Origin of the sequence: Flavicella sediminum (assembly GCF_006381105.1) — a bacterium.
Classification (GTDB): Bacteria; Bacteroidota; Bacteroidia; order Flavobacteriales; family Flavobacteriaceae; genus Flavicella; species Flavicella sediminum.
This window is the reverse complement of record NZ_VDET01000002.1, coordinates 651546-669711: the sequence shown is the minus strand read 5'-3', so window position 1 is coordinate 669711 and position 18166 is coordinate 651546. Positions and strand designations below refer to the sequence as shown.

Genomic DNA, 18166 nt, shown 5'->3' with positions numbered 1-18166 from the left:
TGGAAAATAAAATAGCGGGAATTCCAAAATGAAATTCCCGCTATACTATATTGGTGTTAAAAATTAGGTGCTATTTTTTTGAAGCCTTTTTTTTCTTTTTGTACAACTCGTCAATTGTCCAATAAGTATCTCTTTCATTGGCTTCCTTTCTAATTTTATTTAATCTCCAACCTGTTACGGGTGAAGCATCATTTAATTCCATACGAATATAAGTCAATACACTTGCAAGCCATTCATTGTCTTGGTGTTTCATACCTGCCATCACTCCGGCATATTCTTTTCCTTCAATAGGACCCGTTAATCCGTTCATGACAATTTTCGCCGTAATTTCCCAATTGCCTTTCACTCTTTCAGAGCCTACTAAGCTAGGAGCCATTCCTTCAATTCCTTTACCGTTTATACCATGACAAGCAGCACAAATGGTTTTGAAATTTTCGTATCCTTTTACGATGTCGTTTTTAGTCCTCGAGCTTTCAAGAATGTATTTCTTTTTAAGTTGCTCTACAATTGGCGGAACTTCAATCAAACCAATTTTACCTACTTTCGTAATTACTTCATTGGTAGGTTCTCTGTACATAATTTGTCTGATGATTTTTTTAGCTTCATCGCTTTTACTGTCTCTTAATGATAACAAAAGTTGCACAAGTACATCTTTATCTTCCTCTTTTTGTAAAGTTGCTAAAGCTGTAAGAATTTCTTCATTACCTTGTTTTAAATAGCGTTCACTAAGTCGGATAGCAGCATTTTTAACACGAGTATCTTCGTCTTTTAATTTTTCAATTATAAAAGAAGGATCAATGGCATCCATTCCTTCTAAAGTCCAAAGTGCATGCAAACGCGCCAAGGCATTTTTATCACTTTTAGCCGTGTCCTTCAAATTAGATAGTACTGATTTATCTCCTTTTAAAATTATTAATTTTTGAGCGTTCATTCTATACCAAGAATTTGGATGTCCTAAGAAAGCTAACAATTCCTGAGAAGATTTTTTAAGAAGCGGAGTGGTTTTACTTGGCGTCATTTCATCGTGTACAATTCTGTAAATTCTACCTTTCTGAATGTTTTTATCCAAACCTTTACGTTCAATAACAGGGCGTAAAAAACTTCCTTTTCTTGTCCAGTTCCCTTCTTGAATAATTCCTCGGTACATATCTACGATATACAAACATCCATCAGGTCCAGTTTTTGTATCTACAGGTCTGAAATTGGCATCAGTTGCGGCTAAGAATTCTGTTTCAGGATAGGCACTTTTTAAAACAGTTTTACCATTTACTCTAGATACTTTTGCACGTCTAATTAAACGACCTACAGGTTCTGGAATAAATAAATCTCCATAGGCAGGTAGTTTGTCACCTAAAAATATTGATTGACCACAACTTGCTGTAAAGTGATTTAAGGTTCCGTCTTCACGCAAACGTTTTAAACCTCCTTGTACATCAGGTGTTCCAATAATTGGCCATACTTTTTCGAAATCTTTTTCCCATTTCCCTGGCATTTCAAGGGTTCCATAGTAAGGATGTTGTTGGTAACCAAGAGCAGCAGTTTCTCCACCAGCACTTGAGTAGTACAATTGTCCTATTTCGTCTTCGGTTAATCCCCATTGACCATGTGGTGCATCTGCTAAGGTGTCTGTTTCTATTTTACCTTTGGTAAAACGATATCTTATAGAGCCTCTCGATAAATACATGTAATTATCAATGCTCCAAAGCATGCTTGCCGATTGATGTTCCAAATTGGCATTGTCACGTTTAGGTTCGTGTAAAAGCAATATTTTCTCATCTGCTTTTTGATCGCCATCGGTATCTCTATAGCTCCACATATCTCTGTTGTAAGTTTCACCTACAATCACTCGGTCATCTAAAGGTAAAATAATACGAGGAAGGATCAGGCTGTCGATAAAAACAGTGCTTTTGTCCATTTTTCCATCTCCATCAAGGTCTTCTAAGACAGAAATTCTACTCCATGGTTTGTTTTCATTAGTTCCATCTACATCTTGCATATACGTTAACATTTCAGCAACATATATTTTTCCATTAGGATCCCATGCCATGGCAACAGGTTCGTTAATCATTGGTTCACTTGCCACAAGTTCTACGTGGTAACCTTCTGGAAGATGCATGGTTTTCATGCTTTCTTCCGGAGATAAAAAGCTTATCGGCGGATCTTTTACGATAGCCGGTTTGGTGTAAATAATGTCTTTGTACTCTTTTTTACCATTGCAACTACTTAGCAGAAGTAGCGTCGTAAGAAATGACATCGTTGCCATTGAAAAACGAGTGGAATTTATTTTCATCGTAAGTGATTTTTGGTTTAATTTTTATAGTGGTCTAAAGTACATTTAATTATAAATATAATTGTGTGAATTATATCATTGAAGAAAGTTATACAATGTTTTATGTTTGATTTAAGGTTTGAATGTGTTTTATTTTGCTATTATTCAAGTTGTTAAGGTTGCTTTTTGTTCGTATTGACGGGGGCTTGTTTTTTAAAGCATTTAGGCTACGCTAAATAGCACAGTTTTTTTGAGGCGATTGAAATTATAATTTGATTGAGTAGAGAGCTCTTTCCTTGAGTAAAAATAAATAATCAGCCTAAAAGAAATCAAGATTGCCTATATTTATCCTCTGTAAAAAATAGATGTAATAGGAAAAAATCAATGACTACTGATACAAAACATACATTAAATCCAGATAAATGGATTGATTTACATGCGGATTACCTGTATAATTACACAATTTCAAGAGTTAGTAAATCTGAGGTTTCTAAAGACTTGGTACAGGAAACATTTTTTGCAGGTTTAAAAGCAATGAAGAATTTTGAAGGAAAGGCAAGTGAGCGAACATGGCTAATTGCAATTCTGAAAAGGAAAATTATTGATTATTATCGAAAAATCAATTCGAATAAAGGAAAAGCTGAAGTTCGAATGAATTTTTATAATGACGGAGAAAATGAAGGGGATTGGATAGAGGAGCGTGTGCCGCAAACTTGGGGCAGCGATGCTGATAAAGCTATAGAAACTGAAGAATTAGGAGCTACTTTGGCTGCTTGTATAGAAAAACTTCCAGAAAAATATGCCTTGGTATTTAAAATGAAAACAATGCAAGATTTTGATACGGAAGAAATCTGTAAGGAGCTCGATATCACGTCGTCTAATTTGTGGGTTATCATCCATAGAGCAAGAACACAGCTTAGAAAATGTATGGAAGATAATTGGTTTGTTAAATAAAAGGGAATATGTCAAAATTTAAATTAACCTGCGATGAAGCTACCACAATTTGTGATAAATCACAATATGGAAAAGCAACAATAGTAGAAATCATCAAATTAAGGTTTCATTTTTTAGGATGTAAAATTTGTGCCTTATATACAAAACAAAATACAATACTTTCTCGATTGTTAAACTTGAACAAAGGTGGAACTACTATTTGTTCTATGACTGAAGAAGAAAAAGCATTGATGCGAAAAAATATGGAAAACTTTAAAGAATAAGTTTTTTAGTACTTTTTATTCGTTACAAAATACCCAAACAATTATGGATTTTCTACCAGAAAAATTGGATGAGTATGTGGTGGCACATTCTCAACAAGAACCTAAATTATTAAAAGAGTTAAATAGGGAAACTTGGCAAACGGTTTTAAACCCACGTATGCTTAGTGGTGGGTTTCAAGGTCGTGTTTTGTCCATGGTGTCTAAATTAATTCAACCTAAAAATATTTTAGAAGTAGGAACGTATACTGGATATTCTGCGCTTTGTATGGCTGAAGGCATGAGTTCTCATGGAAAACTACATACCATTGATCGCAATGAAGAACTGTACGATTTACAGCGAAAATATTTTGATAAATCCGAATATGGTCCTCAAATTGTGCAATATGTTGGGAATGCTTTAGAGATTATTCCTGCTATTGATGAAAAATTTGACTTGGTTTTTATTGATGCTGATAAAGCAAATTATAGCAATTATTTCGATTTGATTATTGGTAAAATGAATTCAGGAGGGGTGATTCTTTCAGATAATGTTTTGTGGAGTGGAAAGGTTGTAGAAGAACTCAATCCGAAGGATGTGGATACCAAAGCCTTGTTAGCCTATAATAAATACATCAACGAAGATCCTAGAGTAGAAACGGTTTTATTACCAATTCGTGATGGGTTAACTTTGACTAGAGTCAAGTAAAATGAGTGCTATTAAAAATTTCTTTTAATAGGTCCCGTTACATCATCCAAATTTTCTTTTACCGAATCAATTTCTTTTTTGATGTCTTTGGTGACATCTAAATCAATATCGTGTTTTACAGCACTAGTATTAATTTCTCGTTTTATATCATTGGTAGCATCTTTTATTTGACGCATTCCTTTTCCTAGCCCTCTTGCTATTTCCGGAATTTTGTCGGCTCCAAACAACATCACTACAATAAGTAGTACAATCATCACTTCAGGGGCACCAATAAATAAGACCATAGGTATAAAAATTTTACACAAAGATAGTAAATCGTCTTGAAAATGGAACTTTGTTTTTGTGCCAAATAAAAGAATTTGAATTTCCGTATTTTCTATAAGTAAAGAAACTTTTAAATCTTCCACTTTTAGCGAAGTGCCAATTTTTATTTTAAGTATATTTAGGCTCCAAAAAAAAGAAAATGAAAAAGATTGCCTATCTAGTACTTTTGCTAGTAATGCTTGTTGCTTGTGAAAAAAAAGCGCCAGAAAAAGATGTAATTTATCAGTTCAAAGAATATATTTTTTCAACTACTTCTGGGCTTGTTTCTAAAAGTAATCCCATTGAAATTATAGTAACTCAAGATATTGTTGGTTTTGAAGTTGGATCAGAAATTCCAGCAGATATCGTTGAAATTAAGCCAAAAGTTACCGGAAAATTGGTTTTGGAAAGCTTGAAAAAATTGGTTTTTATTCCTGAAGATTATTTAAAGTCCGATACCGAATACAGTATTGCATTGCAATTGGGTAAAGTATTTACTGAAGTGCCAAAAGAAAAGCAAGAATTTCATTTTTCATTTAAAACAATTGCGCCAAATTTTACGGTAAACACTAAAGATTTACAGTCTTATACTACGGAATTACAATATTTAGATGGAGTTGTGAAATCTGCCGATGTAATAAGTCTGAAAGAAGCGAAACAGTTATTGGTGGCAAGTCAGGATGGAAAACAATTACCCATAAAATGGCACGGTGATGAAAAGACATCGAGCGTGTATTTCGATTTTGTCATTGATAGTATTTCAAGACAAAAAAATGATTCAAAAGTGCTGGTAAAATGGGATGGTAGCGTTTTAGGTTTAAAAGAAAATGTAGGGGAATCGTTTGTTACAATACCAGGAAAGAATAATTTTTCGGTAATGAATGTGTATGTGCGACAATCGCCGGAACAACATTTGCGAATTAATTTTTCAGATCCTTTAAAAAAACAACAAAATTTAAAAGGACTGGTGGCCATTCAAAATGCCAAAAGCCTAAAATATGTTGTGGAGGGAAATGTGTTGAAAGTTTACCCTAAAAATAGAATTTCGGGAGCTGTTAAAGTGGATATTTTTACAGGAATAAAAAATAGCAGTAACTATAAATTGCAAAAGCAGTTTTCTGAAAAAGTAACCTTTGAACAAATAAAACCTGCTGTGCAACTCATTACTAACGGACTTATTTTACCGGATTCTGAAAATTTAAAATTTAATTTCAAAGCGGTCAATCTAAAAGCTGTAGATGTTGAAGTGATAAAAATTTACGCAGATAATATTTTACAGTTTTTACAAGAAGGAAATCTTAGCAACTCCAATCGATACGATATAAAAGCTGTGGGGCGACCTGTGGCAAAAAAGACAATTCCTTTGGTGAAAAATGATTTGGAAAACGATGGGAAATGGAAAAATTATGCAGTTGATTTGAGTAATTTGATAGCAACTGAGCCGGGTGCTATTTACAGGGTTGAATTGAGTTTTGATCAAGTGTACTCCTTATTTTCATGTGAGGGTACTTCGGAAAATGTGGATTATACTATTCCGAAAAAAGATGCGATTGCCCTGCAAAATGAGAAAGATCGAGATGCCGCCTATTGGGATGGTTTTGCTTCGAACCATTATTACGAAGACTACAATTGGCGAGATAGAGATAATCCATGTACGCCTTCTTATTATTACAATCAGAAAACTGTAGGGGCGAATATTCTTGCGTCTAATTTGGGGGTTATTGTAAAAAAAGGGAGCAGTAATACCTACTTTTTTGCAGTGACATCTATTTTGACTACCGCTCCAATAGCTGAAGCAAAAGTAGAATTGTACAATTATCAGCAGCAATCTATCGGAGTTTCCGCAACCAATGAAGATGGAATTACCCTTTTGGATTTAGATGCTCAGGCTGCTTTTGCCGTTATTTCTAAAGGGAACGAGAAAACCTATGTAAAATTAAACGAAGGAAATTCATTGTCGCTGAGCAAGTTCAACGTGGCTGGAAAGCGAATTAAAAAAGGCCTGAAAGGTTATGTTTATGCAGAACGTGGTGTTTGGAGACCGGGCGATACCATTCATTCTGTTTTTGTTTTGAATGATGCTGCCAATCCAATCCCGCAAGGGCATCCTATTAAAATGGAAGTGACCGATCCACATGGGAAATTGAAATATCAGAAAGTAAGTACAACAGGTCTCAATGGCTTTTATCGCTTTCATATCCCAACCGACGATGGAGATGCTACCGGAAATTGGAACGCCAAAGTTTCAGTAGGAGGAGCTACATTTTACAAGGCCTTTAAGGTAGAAACTGTAAAGCCAAATCGATTGAAAATAAACATCGATTTTAAAGATGATTTGTTAACAACTCAAAAGCCAATTGTTGGGAATATTGAAGTGAAATGGCTGCATGGGGCTACCGCTAAAAATTTGAAGACAGAAGTAAAAATGAAATTAACGCCCTCTAATAAAGGTTTCGAAAAATTTCCTAGCTATGTTTTTAAAGACCCAATTAAAGATTTTTCAACGGAAGAATTGGTTGTGTTTGATGGAAATATAGATGTAGAAGGAAAAGGAATAATTTCGAAAAAAGTGAGTGTCAATAGCAATGCGCCTGGATTGTTAAAAGCTACTTTTTTAACCCGCGTTTTTGAAAATGGAGGTGATTTTTCTTCGGATGTCGTTTCTAAAGATTTAGCTCCATTTCAAAGTTTTGTCGGACTGAAATCTCCGGTTTCCAAAAGGTATGGTAATTCCTATGTAACAGGTGAAACAATTGATTTTGGTATTGCCACAGTCGACAATCAAGGAAATCCTATTGCTCGTAAAAATTTAGAAGTAGAATTGTATAAAATTCGCTGGTCTTGGTGGTGGAATGCTGCTTCCGATAATTTAGCATCCTATGTAAGCAAAAAACATTCAACGCTTTATAAATCTTTTAAAGTCACAACCAATAAACAAGGAACGGGAGTTTTAAATATTAAAATCCCTGAAGGAAGAAGTGGGCGTTATTTGATTCGAGTAAAAGACCCTATTAGTGGTCATGCTACGGGAAGAACAGCTTATTTTTTCAGAGATTGGTGGTCCAATAGTTCAGAAAAAAATTCAGAATCGGCCACTATGTTGGTGTTTTCTTCGGATAAGGAAAAATACAATGTAGGTGAGGAGGCTACACTTACTTTTCCTTCTGGAACGGAAGGAAATGCTTTGATCAGTGTAGAAAATAGTTCTGAAGTTTTAGAAACTTATTGGGTAAAAACAAAAAAAGGGCAAACAACGGCTAGCATTCCTATTACCGCAGTAATGACCCCGAATGTATATATCAATATTTCGTTATTACAGCCACATGCTTCAGTGGCAAATGACCTGCCTTTGCGTTTGTATGGTGTGATTCCAATTTTGGTTGAAAATGAAAAAACTCGTCTAGATCCCCAAATTTTTATGCCTGATGAATTGGAACCTGAAAGTACTTTTGTGGTAAAGGTTTCAGAAAAATCTGGTAAAAAAATGACCTATACGCTGGCTGTTGTAGAAGAAGGTTTGCTAGATTTAACTCGTTTTAGAACCCCCGATTTATGGAATGCCTTTTATACTAGAGAAGCTTTGGGAGTGAGAACTTGGGATGTTTTTGATGAAGTTATTGGTGCCTTTGGAGGAACGGTTAACCAAGTTTTTTCTATTGGAGGTGATGACGAAGGGCAGAAAAAGAAATCGACCAAAGCTAACCGATTTAAACCCGTGGTTACGGTATTAGGTCCTTTTGAATTGGGGGCAGGGAAAAACGCAACTCATAAAATTAAAATGCCAAATTATGTAGGTTCTGTTAGAACGATGCTTGTTGCTGGAGATGCTGCAAATGAAGCTTATGGAAAAGCGGAGAAAGCAACTCCTGTAAGAAAGCCATTGATGGTTTTAGCTAGCCTGCCTAGGAAATTAAGTCCAGGTGAAAAAGTAACACTTCCTGTTACGGTTTTTGCAATGAAAGAAAATGTAAAAGATGTTCAGGTAAGCTTAAAACTAAGTCGAGGAATAAAAAACAAAAGTCTTTCTGTGCAATCCATCCATTTTGATCAACCCGATGAGAAAATGGTGTATTTCGATTTGGATGTTCAAGACCTTATAGGAATAAATACGGTAGAAGTAATTGTGCAGGGTAATGGAGAACGTGCTACTCAAAAAGTAGAACTAGATGTGGTAAATCCAAATCCTGTTTCTAGTAAATTTATTGATATTGAGTTGCAAGCCAATCAAACGATAGAACGTGATTTTACCGTTTTTGGAGATCGAGGAACCAATTATGCAGAAATTGAAGTATCAACACTTCCTCCAATGAATTTTACAAAACGTTTGAGTTATTTGATTCGCTATCCACATGGCTGTGTAGAACAAACGACTTCTAGTGTGTTTCCGCAATTGTTTTTACCCACAATTTTTGATTTGGAGTATGAAAAGAAAACAGAAATCAAAGAGAATATTGAAAAAGGGATCAAGCGACTAGGAAAATTCCAAAAAGCAAGTGGAGGCTTGTCTTATTGGATAGGTGGTGCTTCCGCAAATGATTGGGGGACTAGTTATGCAGGGCATTTTATGATAGAAGCTCAGAAAAAAGGCTTTGTATTGCCATTGACATTTATGAGCAATTGGCTTCGTTACCAAAAAGAAACAGCCCGAGCTTGGCGACCAAGTTTCAGTTATCGTTATTCTGATGTGGCACAAGCCTACCGTTTGTATACCTTGGCCTTGGCAGGTTCTCCGGATTTGGCGGCTATGAATCGATTAAGAGAGTTTACAAATATTAGCAATACGGCAAAATGGCGTTTGGCAGCAGCCTATGCTTTGGCAGGTCAAAAAGAGGCAGCAGTTCAACTAGCCGGAAAAGCAAATTACGATTTTAGTCGGAAATATAGAGATTATTATACCTATGGTTCTTCCGACAGAAACAGGGCGATGGCAATGGAAACTTTATTGTTATTGAAAGATTCGGAAAGTAGAACTTTGGCCAAGACCATTGCCAAGCGTTTGTCGTCAGACTCTTGGATGAGTACACAAACGACTGCCTATTGCTTGTTGTCTATGGCAAAAATGGTGGAGTTGAATGGAGGAAAAGAAATAGCAATAAAGTATCAAATTAACAAAAGCCAATCTTCTATTAAAACAGAAAACACGATTGCGCAACGAACATTGAAAATTTCGGAGACTTCCACGAATAAATTCACGATCACAAATAACAAAGACAATGTGGTGTATGTACGATTGATCAATTCTGGAATATTACCTGTTGGGAATGAAATTGCGGTGCAAAGAAATTTCAAATTGTATGTCAAATATGTGGATGATGAAGCAAAACCTATTACTTTTGCAAAGCTGAAACAGGGGACTGATTTTATGGCTTTGGTAACCTTGTCAAATCCGAATACGGAGAAAGTTGCAGATATTGCGTTGACACAGATTTTTCCTTCAGGTTGGGAAATTGTAAATACACGTTTTACTGATTTTGGAGAGGCTACTGAGAATAAAGCAGATTATACGGATATTAGAGATGATCGTGTGAATTTTTATTTCTCTTTAGAAAAGAATGAAACCAGGACATTTAAAGTTTTGCTAAATGCATCTTACCTCGGGAAATATTATTTGCCAGGTGTGCAGGCAGAAGCGATGTACGACAACGATTATTTTTCTAGAAGTCAAGGGCGTTGGATTGAAGTAGTAAAATAAGCATCAAAATGAAGAGAATACATATCAGTTCAGGATCTAGTTTTGAAGAAAAAATGGCGTATTCACGAGCTGTTGTTGTAGGTGATTGGGTTTTTGTTTCAGGAACTACAGGCTTTGATTACAATACCATGAGTATTGTGGAAGATGTAGAATCTCAGGTAGAACAATGTTTTGTGAATATTGAAGCGGCATTGGAGAAAGCAGGTGCGAAAATGGAAGATATTGTAAAAGTACAATATGTGCTGCCCATAGCTACAGACTTTGAAAAATGTTGGCCTACGATGAAAAAGTATTTAGGAAATGTTCGTCCGGCAGCAATGATGATATCCGCAGGTTTGGCGGATGAAAGAATGAAAATAGAAATTGAAGTTACAGCTTTAAAAAAAGAAAAGAATGGATAAAAAAGTAGCAGAGTATATAGATGCAGAATTGAAGACGATTGCAATTTTAGACGAGCACAATGTTGGGTTTGAAGGCGTGAAAATTTACGACTTTAGAACACATCATGAAAATGGTGAAATTTTTAAGCACCAAAATGGGGAAACGTATGGAATGGCTTTTTTAAATGCCATTACTCAGGAAAGTGCAAATTTAATTACTAGAGAAATTAAAAAGAACAAAAACTTAAGTCTTTATGGTTTAAGAGAATTTGTTGATAGACAGCGTTTAAAATGTTATGTAAAGGGCGGGTCTAGATCTTATGATTCTTGGAAAACAGGTGATGTAGGTGTTGCCTATTTAGAATTTGATGATGAAAAAAGAATTATTCTTCCAAGATTTAAGAATGAAAGTGTTGAAGATTAATTAACTGAAAAATTCTTTTGGCTCAGAACCGTACTTTTGTAAAGCGACATAAAATTAAACTACTTGTTGGTTTTTGTTGTTTGTTATGGTTCTATTTTTGTCTGCCAGAAAAACTATTTAACGACCCCAAATCTACAGTAATTGAAAGTAGAGAAGGGGTTTTATTAGGCGCCAAAATTGCCAAGGATGGACAATGGCGTTTCCCAGAAAATAAAAAGATACCTGTTAAATTTGAAGAATGCATCCTCGCTTTTGAAGATGCTTATTTTTACAAGCACTTTGGGTTTAATCCCGTTTCCATTGCAAAGGCAATTGTGAAAAACAGCAAATCGAAAAGGATAAAAAGAGGAGGTAGTACTCTTACTCAGCAGGTCATTCGTTTGTCTAGAAAAGGAAAAAAAAGATCCTATTTTGAGAAATTAAAAGAAGTACTGTTAGCCATTCGTTTGGAATTTCGTTCTTCAAAAAAAGAAATTTTAAGTCACTATGTTTCCAATGCTCCTTTTGGAGGAAATGTTGTTGGTTTGGAAGCTGCTTCATGGCGTTATTATGCTTGTGCTCCGCAAAATCTTTCTTGGGGAGAAACAGCTACTTTGGCAGTATTGCCAAACGCCCCGAGTTTAATTTATCCGGGTAAAAATCAATACCGTTTGTTGGAAAAACGAAACCGACTTTTAAGAAAATTATGGAAAACAAAAGTAATAGATTCTCTTACTTGTTCTTTGGCTTCTTTAGAAAGTGTGCCTCAAAAACCACATAGTTTACCACAAATTGCTCCTCATTTATTGGCTAAAATTGATGCCGAAAACCCAATAGAAAAAGTAAAAACCAGTCTTGATATTGCGATTCAGCAACAAGTAAATGCCATTGTTTCGAAACATTACAAAGATTTGCAGCAAAACAATATTTACAATATGTCGGTTTTGGTGTTGGATGTAAAAACAAGAAAAGTGTTGGGCTATGTTGGCAATACACCTACAGACAAATTGCATCAAAAAGATGTGAATATTATTCACAAAGCAAGAAGTACCGGAAGTATTTTAAAACCACTTTTGTATGCAGGAATTTTAGATGCGGGAGTTATTTTACCCAATACTTTAATTGCAGACGTGCCAACACAAATAGCGTCTTACAATCCAAAAAATTTTAACTTGGAATACGATGGTGCTGTTCCTGCAAGTAAGGCTTTGTCGAGGTCTTTAAACGTACCTGCTGTTAAAATGCTACAAGAATTTGGTGTAGATCGATTTCATGATTATTTAAAAAAAATGAAGTTGACGGATATCAAATACCATTCGAGTCATTACGGACTGTCGTTGATTTTGGGTGGAGCAGAAAGTAATTTATGGGATTTGTGTAAAACCTATGCCGCTTTTTCCGGGACAATCAATCATTATGAAGAATCTTATGGGAAGTATTTTTCTAAGGAATTTGTGGCACCTAGTTATTATGAAAATGAAAAAATTGACTTTGGAAAGGCTTCGACAGAAAAAACTATTTTTGATGCTGGTTCCTTGTTTTTAACTTATACGGCTTTGAGAGAAGTCAACCGCCCACAAGGAGAAGAAAATTGGGAGTTTTTTGATTCTTCAAAGGAGATTGCTTGGAAAACAGGAACTAGTTTTGGTTTTCGTGATGCTTGGGCTATTGGAAGTACCAAAGACTATGTTGTTGGTGTTTGGGTAGGAAATGCAGATGGAGAGGGTAGACCCGGTTTAACAGGAGTTTCCACAGCTGGACCTGTCTTGTTTGATGTTTTTGATACATTGCCTTCTAGCACTTGGTTTGAAGAACCGAGTGATGAATTGGCAGAAGTTGTTGTTTGTGGGAAAAGTGGCTATAGAGCAAAAGAAATTTGTACAGAAAAAGATACGGTTTTGGTGCAGTTGGCCGGACTAGATACCAAACCGTGCCCTTACCACCGTTGGGTGCATGTAACAGAAAATGAGCAATACCAAGTCAATACTTCTTGCCAACCGTTAAACAAAATCAAACACAAAAGTTGGTTTGTTTTGCCTCCTTTAATGGAGTTTTATTACCGTCAGAAAAATCCGTTTTACAAAACATTGCCTAATTATAGAAGGGACTGTTTCTCAGAAAAACAACGGGTGATGGATTTTGTTTATCCTAAAGATTTTTCTAAGATATTTTTACCCAAGGATTTTGATGGATCTCAAAACCAATTGGTCGTAAAATTGGCGCATAGTATTTCGGATACAAAAGTATTTTGGTATGTAAACGAAAAGTATTTGGGTGAAACAAATGCTATTCATGAAAAATCTATTGCCGTAAAGCCAGGGAAATATGTGTTGACGGTGGTTGATGAATTTGGGAATGAGTTGAAAAGAAATATTGAGATTGTTGATTAACGCTGTTCGGATTGAATCCATTCAAAATTTGAAATTGAGACTCCAACAAAACAATCATCTGCACAGTTCTTTGAACTATAGCCACAATCACTTAGAAGACCGGCATCGTTTGTTAAAAAACTTATATAGTTTGTGTTTGCATCAACAATTAGGTATTCTCCAATACAGGTTTCGTACAATTCGTCTATGGTTTTTATAGGAGCTCCTTTAGTGTGTGAACCGAGTTCATTCCCCGTCTCAGTGTATGTTGTCAAAGCTGGTTTTATCATGGCTCCTTCTGTTAAGAAATCTTCGTACTTTCTAGAAATGACGTTTCCATTATAGACTTCAATTTCTGTGCGGTTTCCAAAACCAATATAAGAAACAAACTCGATCGTGTATTTGTATGAATTTCCTTTATTCGCTTTCAATGTATTCCAAGTATTTAAGCTTTCATGAAAATTATGGCTTTTAGAGATCATTGAAATTCTATTTCTTAATATGGAAATATACTCTTTTACAGCATCCGGTTCATTTTGATACTCAAATGTTATTTTATGAGTGCGTTCTCCAGATTGAATTTCAATCCATTCTGCTCCTCCATCAGCACAATCTGGACAGCCAAAGGTTTCTTGTAGTTTTGAGAAATTTTTGAAGTTGATTTTGTTATTTAATAACTCCCAATCATTTAAATCAATGTCTATTGTTTTTTCAATTTTAGGAAACAAGGCATTGTCTCCCCAACTTTCTTTATTGTAAACAATTTTTGAATCCGTAATGTTTAGATGTTCATTGCAATAGCCATAACAAAATCCGAATGAGGTACCATATTTTATAAAGTCTAAGCTTTCGGTGTTGTTCTCAGCACCTTTTTCACTGCAAGCTATCAGAAGAAAAAAGATCAATGTTTTTACAAGTATATTTTTCATAAGAATACCAATACTGTTTTAAGTAAGTGAATCGGGTCTTTTTTATAAGATGCAAGAAAGAACAAATGGTTGCTTTATAATGCAGATTAGTTTTTTTGAAAAACTTTAGTTCTCCTGTCATACATTACAATACTTCCAGCTACAGAAACATTCAAGCTCATAGGGGTGTCAAATTTCACTAGGTGATGTGACTTTTCTATGGCAACTCTAGACAAGCCATGGTCTTCTGCCCCTAATAAATACACACAACGTGTTGGGTGTTTAAAGGTTTCTAAAGATACGGCTCTTTCATCCAATTCAACACCAACCAACATAGCTCCTTTTGGAAGCTGCTGGTAAAAATCATCAAAAGTAGTATAGTGAAAATAGGGCATGGCACCTACAGCCTTGTGTGTATCACAGGCTTGTTTGGCATAGCGGTTTCCGATGGTGAAAATATAACTGGCTCCCATGTTTTGAGCAGAGCGCCATAATACCCCTAAATTTTCTGGAGTTTTACCATTAAAAATTCCAATACCAAAAAAGCCTTGTTGTAAATTATCAATCATTTTTTTTTCTTGTAGATGTTGGGAAGTGAAATATTAAAAGTGACCGCAAGAATACGAATTAAGATAATTGAAATAATTGGGATAATTTGTACGTAAGGATTTTCGACATCAAGTTTTGTTAAAACTAAATACAAAATTCCACCAAAAATACTAGCCGTGGCGTATATTTCTTTTTTGAAAATAACGGGTATTTTATTAACAAGAACATCACGAATTACGCCTCCAAAAACACCGGTTACAGTTCCTAATAGTACACAAATAATAGGTTCTAAATTAGCGCCTAAACCGATTTGCACACCTGTTATAGTAAATAAACCTAGTCCAACAGAATCGTAAAAGAACATCGGTTTGTTAAAGAAATCCAATCTATCTTTTAATACCATAGCGATGATTCCTCCCGTTAGAACGGCATAAATTATTTTGGTTTCGTACAACCAAAAAACATCTCTTTCCGCCAAAAGCATATCTCTTAAGGTACCACCACCAACGGCAGTAATAAAGGAAACAATTAGAATTCCGAAAGGATCTAATTTTTTTTTGATGGCTGTAAGTGCGCCTGATATAGCAAAAACAAAGGATCCAACAATAGTAATATGGCTGATGATAAGTTCCATCGGGTTCATAGAAAAACTATTTTTTTGTCAACATTCTTTTGATCTCATTCAGCTTCATTAAAGCTTCAATGGGTGTTAAAGTGTCAATATTTGTTGTTAAAATTTCTTCTTTGATGTCTTCTAAAAGTGGGTCGTCTAATTTGAAAAAACTCAATTGTAAATCGTCTTCCTGACTTGCTGTTTTTAGTTTTTCTTTGACATCTTCATTGGTATGGTTTTTCTCTAACTGCTTTAGCATTTTATTGGCCCTGTGAATTACTTGTGTTGGCATACCGGCCAATTTAGCAACATGAATACCAAAACTGTGCTCACTTCCACCCGCAACCAGTTTACGTAAGAAGATAACCGTGTCTTTCAATTCTTTTACAGAAACATTAAAGTTTTTTACCCTTTCAAAGGTATTGGTCATATCATTTAATTCATGATAATGCGTAGCAAACAATGTTTTTGCTTTGGTAGGATGTTCATGTAAATATTCTGCAATGGCCCAAGCTATAGAAATTCCATCATAGGTACTAGTTCCACGTCCAATTTCATCTAATAAAATCAGACTTCTCTCAGAAACATTGTTCAAAATACTAGCAGTCTCATTCATCTCTACCATAAAAGTAGATTCTCCCATAGAAATATTATCACTGGCTCCAACTCGTGTAAATATTTTATCAACCACGCCAATTTTGGCATTTTGTGCAGGAACATAACTTCCCATTTGTGCTAGCAAAACAATCAAAGCAGTTTGGCGAAGGATGGCTGATTTACCCGACATATTGGGTCCTGTAATCATAATAATTTGTTGGGAAGTCCTATTTAACACCACATCATTGGCAATATATTCTTCGCCAATTGGCAATTGTTTTTCTATAACAGGGTGTCGACCGTTTTTTATTTCCAAATCGGTGCTTTCATCTAAAAGCGGACGAACATAACTATTTTCTGTAGCGGTTTTTGCAAAAGAAGTCAGACAGTCTACTTGTGCAATAAGCTGTGCATTTAATTGCATTTTTTGAATGTGTCCACTTAAATAATGAATCAATTTAGCATACAATTCATGTTCTAACTTGCTTATTTTTTCTTCAGCACCAAGAATTTTAGTTTCATATTCTTTTAATTCTTCTGTAATATATCTTTCTGCATTGACTAAGGTTTGCTTACGAATCCACTCTTCGGGAACCTTGTCTTTATGAGAATTACGCACCTCAATATAATATCCGAAAACATTGTTAAAAGCTATTTTTAACGAAGTAATTCCAGTTCGTTCAGTTTCTCTAGTCAACATGGCATCTAAATAATCCTTACCCGAAGTAGATATTGCTCTTAAGTCGTCTAATTCTTGAGAAACACCAGAAGCAATGCTGTTTCCTTTGTTGATATTCACTGGAGCTTCTTCAAATAAAGTACTCTTAATGGTATTTCTTATTTCAGCACAATCGTGTAATTGTTGTCCAATTGTTTTTAAAGAAGTATTGCTGCTTTTTTCAGCAGCTTCTTTGATCGGAATAATTGCGTTTAAAGAATTTTTAAGATTGACAACATCTCTAGGTTGAATTTTACTGGTAGCAACTTTAGAAACCAATCTTTCAATATCGCTAATTTGTTTGATTTGATAACTTACCGTTTCAAAGAAATCAGGTGTGTCCATTAGGTATTTAACTACCTCTTGGCGTGTTTTTATTTCGTCAATATTTTTTAAGGGCAAAGCCAACCATCTTCTTAATAAGCGTCCGCCCATAGGAGAAATGGTTTGATCAATAACTTTTAAAAGAGTTACCGCGTTTGCTTCCGTTGATGCGTATAATTCTAAATTTCGAATGGTAAATCTGTCCATCCAAACATATTTATCTTCTTGTATTCTTTGAATACAAGTGATGTGTTCAATTTTATTGTGTTGTGTTTCTGACAAATAATACAAAACAGCCCCTGCAGAAATAATTCCTTCTGTTAAGGTATCGATACCAAAACCTTTTAAAGAGTTTACTTTGAAATGATTTTCTAAGCTTTCATTGGCAAAATCACTTTGAAAAACCCAATCATCTAAATAAAAAGAATGAAAATTAGTGCCAAAAACTTCGGTAAATTTTACACGGTGTTGTTTTTGAATTAGGACTTCACTTGGATGAAAATTCTGCAATAATTTATCGATGTATTCAGCAGAACCTTGTGCTGTAAAAAATTCACCCGTAGAAACATCCAAAAAAGAAACTCCCAATTGTTTTTTTCCAAAATGAACGGCGGCTAAAAAATTATTGGTATTGGATTGTAAGACTTCATCATTAAATGAAACACCAGGAGTAACCAGTTCAGTAACGCCTCGTTTTACAATGGTTTTGGTCATTTTAGGATCTTCTAATTGATCGCAAATAGCCACACGCATTCCTGCTTTTACCAGTTTAGGCAAATAGGTGTTTAACGAATGGTGGGGAAAACCAGCCAAAGCAGTTTCGGTTTCACTACCGGCACCTCTTTTGGTTAAAGTAATATTTAAAACACGTGCACATTTTACGGCATCTTCTCCAAAAGTTTCATAAAAATCACCAACTCTAAATAACAACATGGCATCAGGGTATTTTGCCTTGATTGTGTTGTATTGTTTCATTAAAGGAGTTTCCTTTTTCGCTTTTGTTTTTGCCAAAATTACTGGAGTTTAAATATGAAAAGCGAATTTAAGGCTTTTGTTTGTAGCAGCAAAAACTAGAGAAATTTTTGCTGATTTATTTTAAAGAATATAGGTCCTAGTAAAAAATAAAAAACCTCCTTTAA

Annotated in this window: 13 protein-coding genes; 7 read left to right on the top strand and 6 right to left on the bottom strand. The window is 35.0% G+C overall.

What is annotated here, in order from left to right; genetic code table 11:
• Nucleotides 1-70: 70 nt before the first annotated feature.
• Entirely contained in the window at nt 71-2290 is a 2220-nt protein-coding gene (locus tag FGM02_RS03340; RefSeq protein ID WP_243739343.1) for a DUF7133 domain-containing protein, read from the bottom strand.
• 363 nt (nt 2291-2653) lie between these two features.
• On the opposite strand from FGM02_RS03340, the gene FGM02_RS03335 reads away from it, so the two are divergent.
• The 3 genes from FGM02_RS03335 to FGM02_RS03325 are packed head-to-tail and all read left to right on the top strand — an operon-like array spanning nt 2654 to nt 4171.
• Nucleotides 2654-3223, top strand: coding sequence for a sigma-70 family RNA polymerase sigma factor (locus FGM02_RS03335; protein WP_139956902.1), 570 nt, complete (start codon nt 2654-2656; stop codon nt 3221-3223).
• An 8-nt stretch (nt 3224-3231) separates the two neighbouring features.
• Complete coding sequence (locus FGM02_RS03330) at nt 3232-3486, top strand: hypothetical protein (protein ID WP_139956901.1); 255 nt, start codon at nt 3232-3234, stop codon at nt 3484-3486.
• A 43-nt stretch (nt 3487-3529) separates the two neighbouring features.
• Complete coding sequence (locus FGM02_RS03325) at nt 3530-4171, top strand: O-methyltransferase (protein ID WP_139956900.1); 642 nt, start codon at nt 3530-3532, stop codon at nt 4169-4171.
• Nucleotides 4172-4182: 11 nt separating this feature from the next.
• Here the strand turns inward: FGM02_RS03325 and FGM02_RS03320 are convergent, their stop codons facing one another.
• Nucleotides 4183-4455, bottom strand: a complete 273-nt coding sequence (locus FGM02_RS03320; protein ID WP_139956899.1) for a Sec-independent protein translocase subunit TatA/TatB — start codon at nt 4453-4455, stop codon at nt 4183-4185.
• A gap of 179 nt (nt 4456-4634) precedes the next feature.
• Between FGM02_RS03320 and FGM02_RS03315 the strand changes: the two genes are divergently transcribed.
• The 4 genes from FGM02_RS03315 to pbpC are packed head-to-tail and all read left to right on the top strand — an operon-like array spanning nt 4635 to nt 13339.
• A complete protein-coding gene (locus FGM02_RS03315; protein WP_139956898.1) occupies nt 4635-10166 on the top strand; it encodes an alpha-2-macroglobulin family protein in 5532 nt (1843 codons plus the stop codon).
• An 8-nt stretch (nt 10167-10174) separates the two neighbouring features.
• Nucleotides 10175-10567: a RidA family protein gene (locus tag FGM02_RS03310; RefSeq protein WP_139956897.1), complete on the top strand. Its 393-nt coding sequence runs from the start codon at nt 10175-10177 to the stop codon at nt 10565-10567.
• Entirely contained in the window at nt 10560-10970 is a 411-nt protein-coding gene (locus FGM02_RS03305; protein WP_139956896.1) for a hypothetical protein, read from the top strand. Before FGM02_RS03310 ends, FGM02_RS03305 begins: the two co-directional genes overlap by 8 nt.
• A gap of 17 nt (nt 10971-10987) precedes the next feature.
• Nucleotides 10988-13339, top strand: coding sequence for a penicillin-binding protein 1C (pbpC, locus tag FGM02_RS03300; RefSeq protein WP_139956895.1), 2352 nt, complete (start codon nt 10988-10990; stop codon nt 13337-13339).
• Here the strand turns inward: pbpC and FGM02_RS03295 are convergent.
• The 4 genes from FGM02_RS03295 to mutS form a co-directional block, all read right to left on the bottom strand.
• Complete coding sequence (locus FGM02_RS03295) at nt 13336-14247, bottom strand: hypothetical protein (protein ID WP_139956894.1); 912 nt, start codon at nt 14245-14247, stop codon at nt 13336-13338. The genes pbpC and FGM02_RS03295 overlap by 4 nt on opposite strands.
• 86 nt (nt 14248-14333) lie before the next feature.
• A complete protein-coding gene (locus FGM02_RS03290) occupies nt 14334-14795 on the bottom strand; it encodes an RNA methyltransferase (RefSeq protein WP_139956893.1) in 462 nt (153 codons plus the stop codon).
• Entirely contained in the window at nt 14792-15418 is a 627-nt protein-coding gene (locus tag FGM02_RS03285; RefSeq protein WP_243739342.1) for a trimeric intracellular cation channel family protein, read from the bottom strand. Before FGM02_RS03285 ends, FGM02_RS03290 begins: the two co-directional genes overlap by 4 nt.
• A gap of 7 nt (nt 15419-15425) precedes the next feature.
• Complete coding sequence (gene mutS, locus FGM02_RS03280) at nt 15426-18038, bottom strand: DNA mismatch repair protein MutS (protein ID WP_139956892.1); 2613 nt, start codon at nt 18036-18038, stop codon at nt 15426-15428.
• Between the last annotated feature and the right edge of the window lie 128 nt (nt 18039-18166).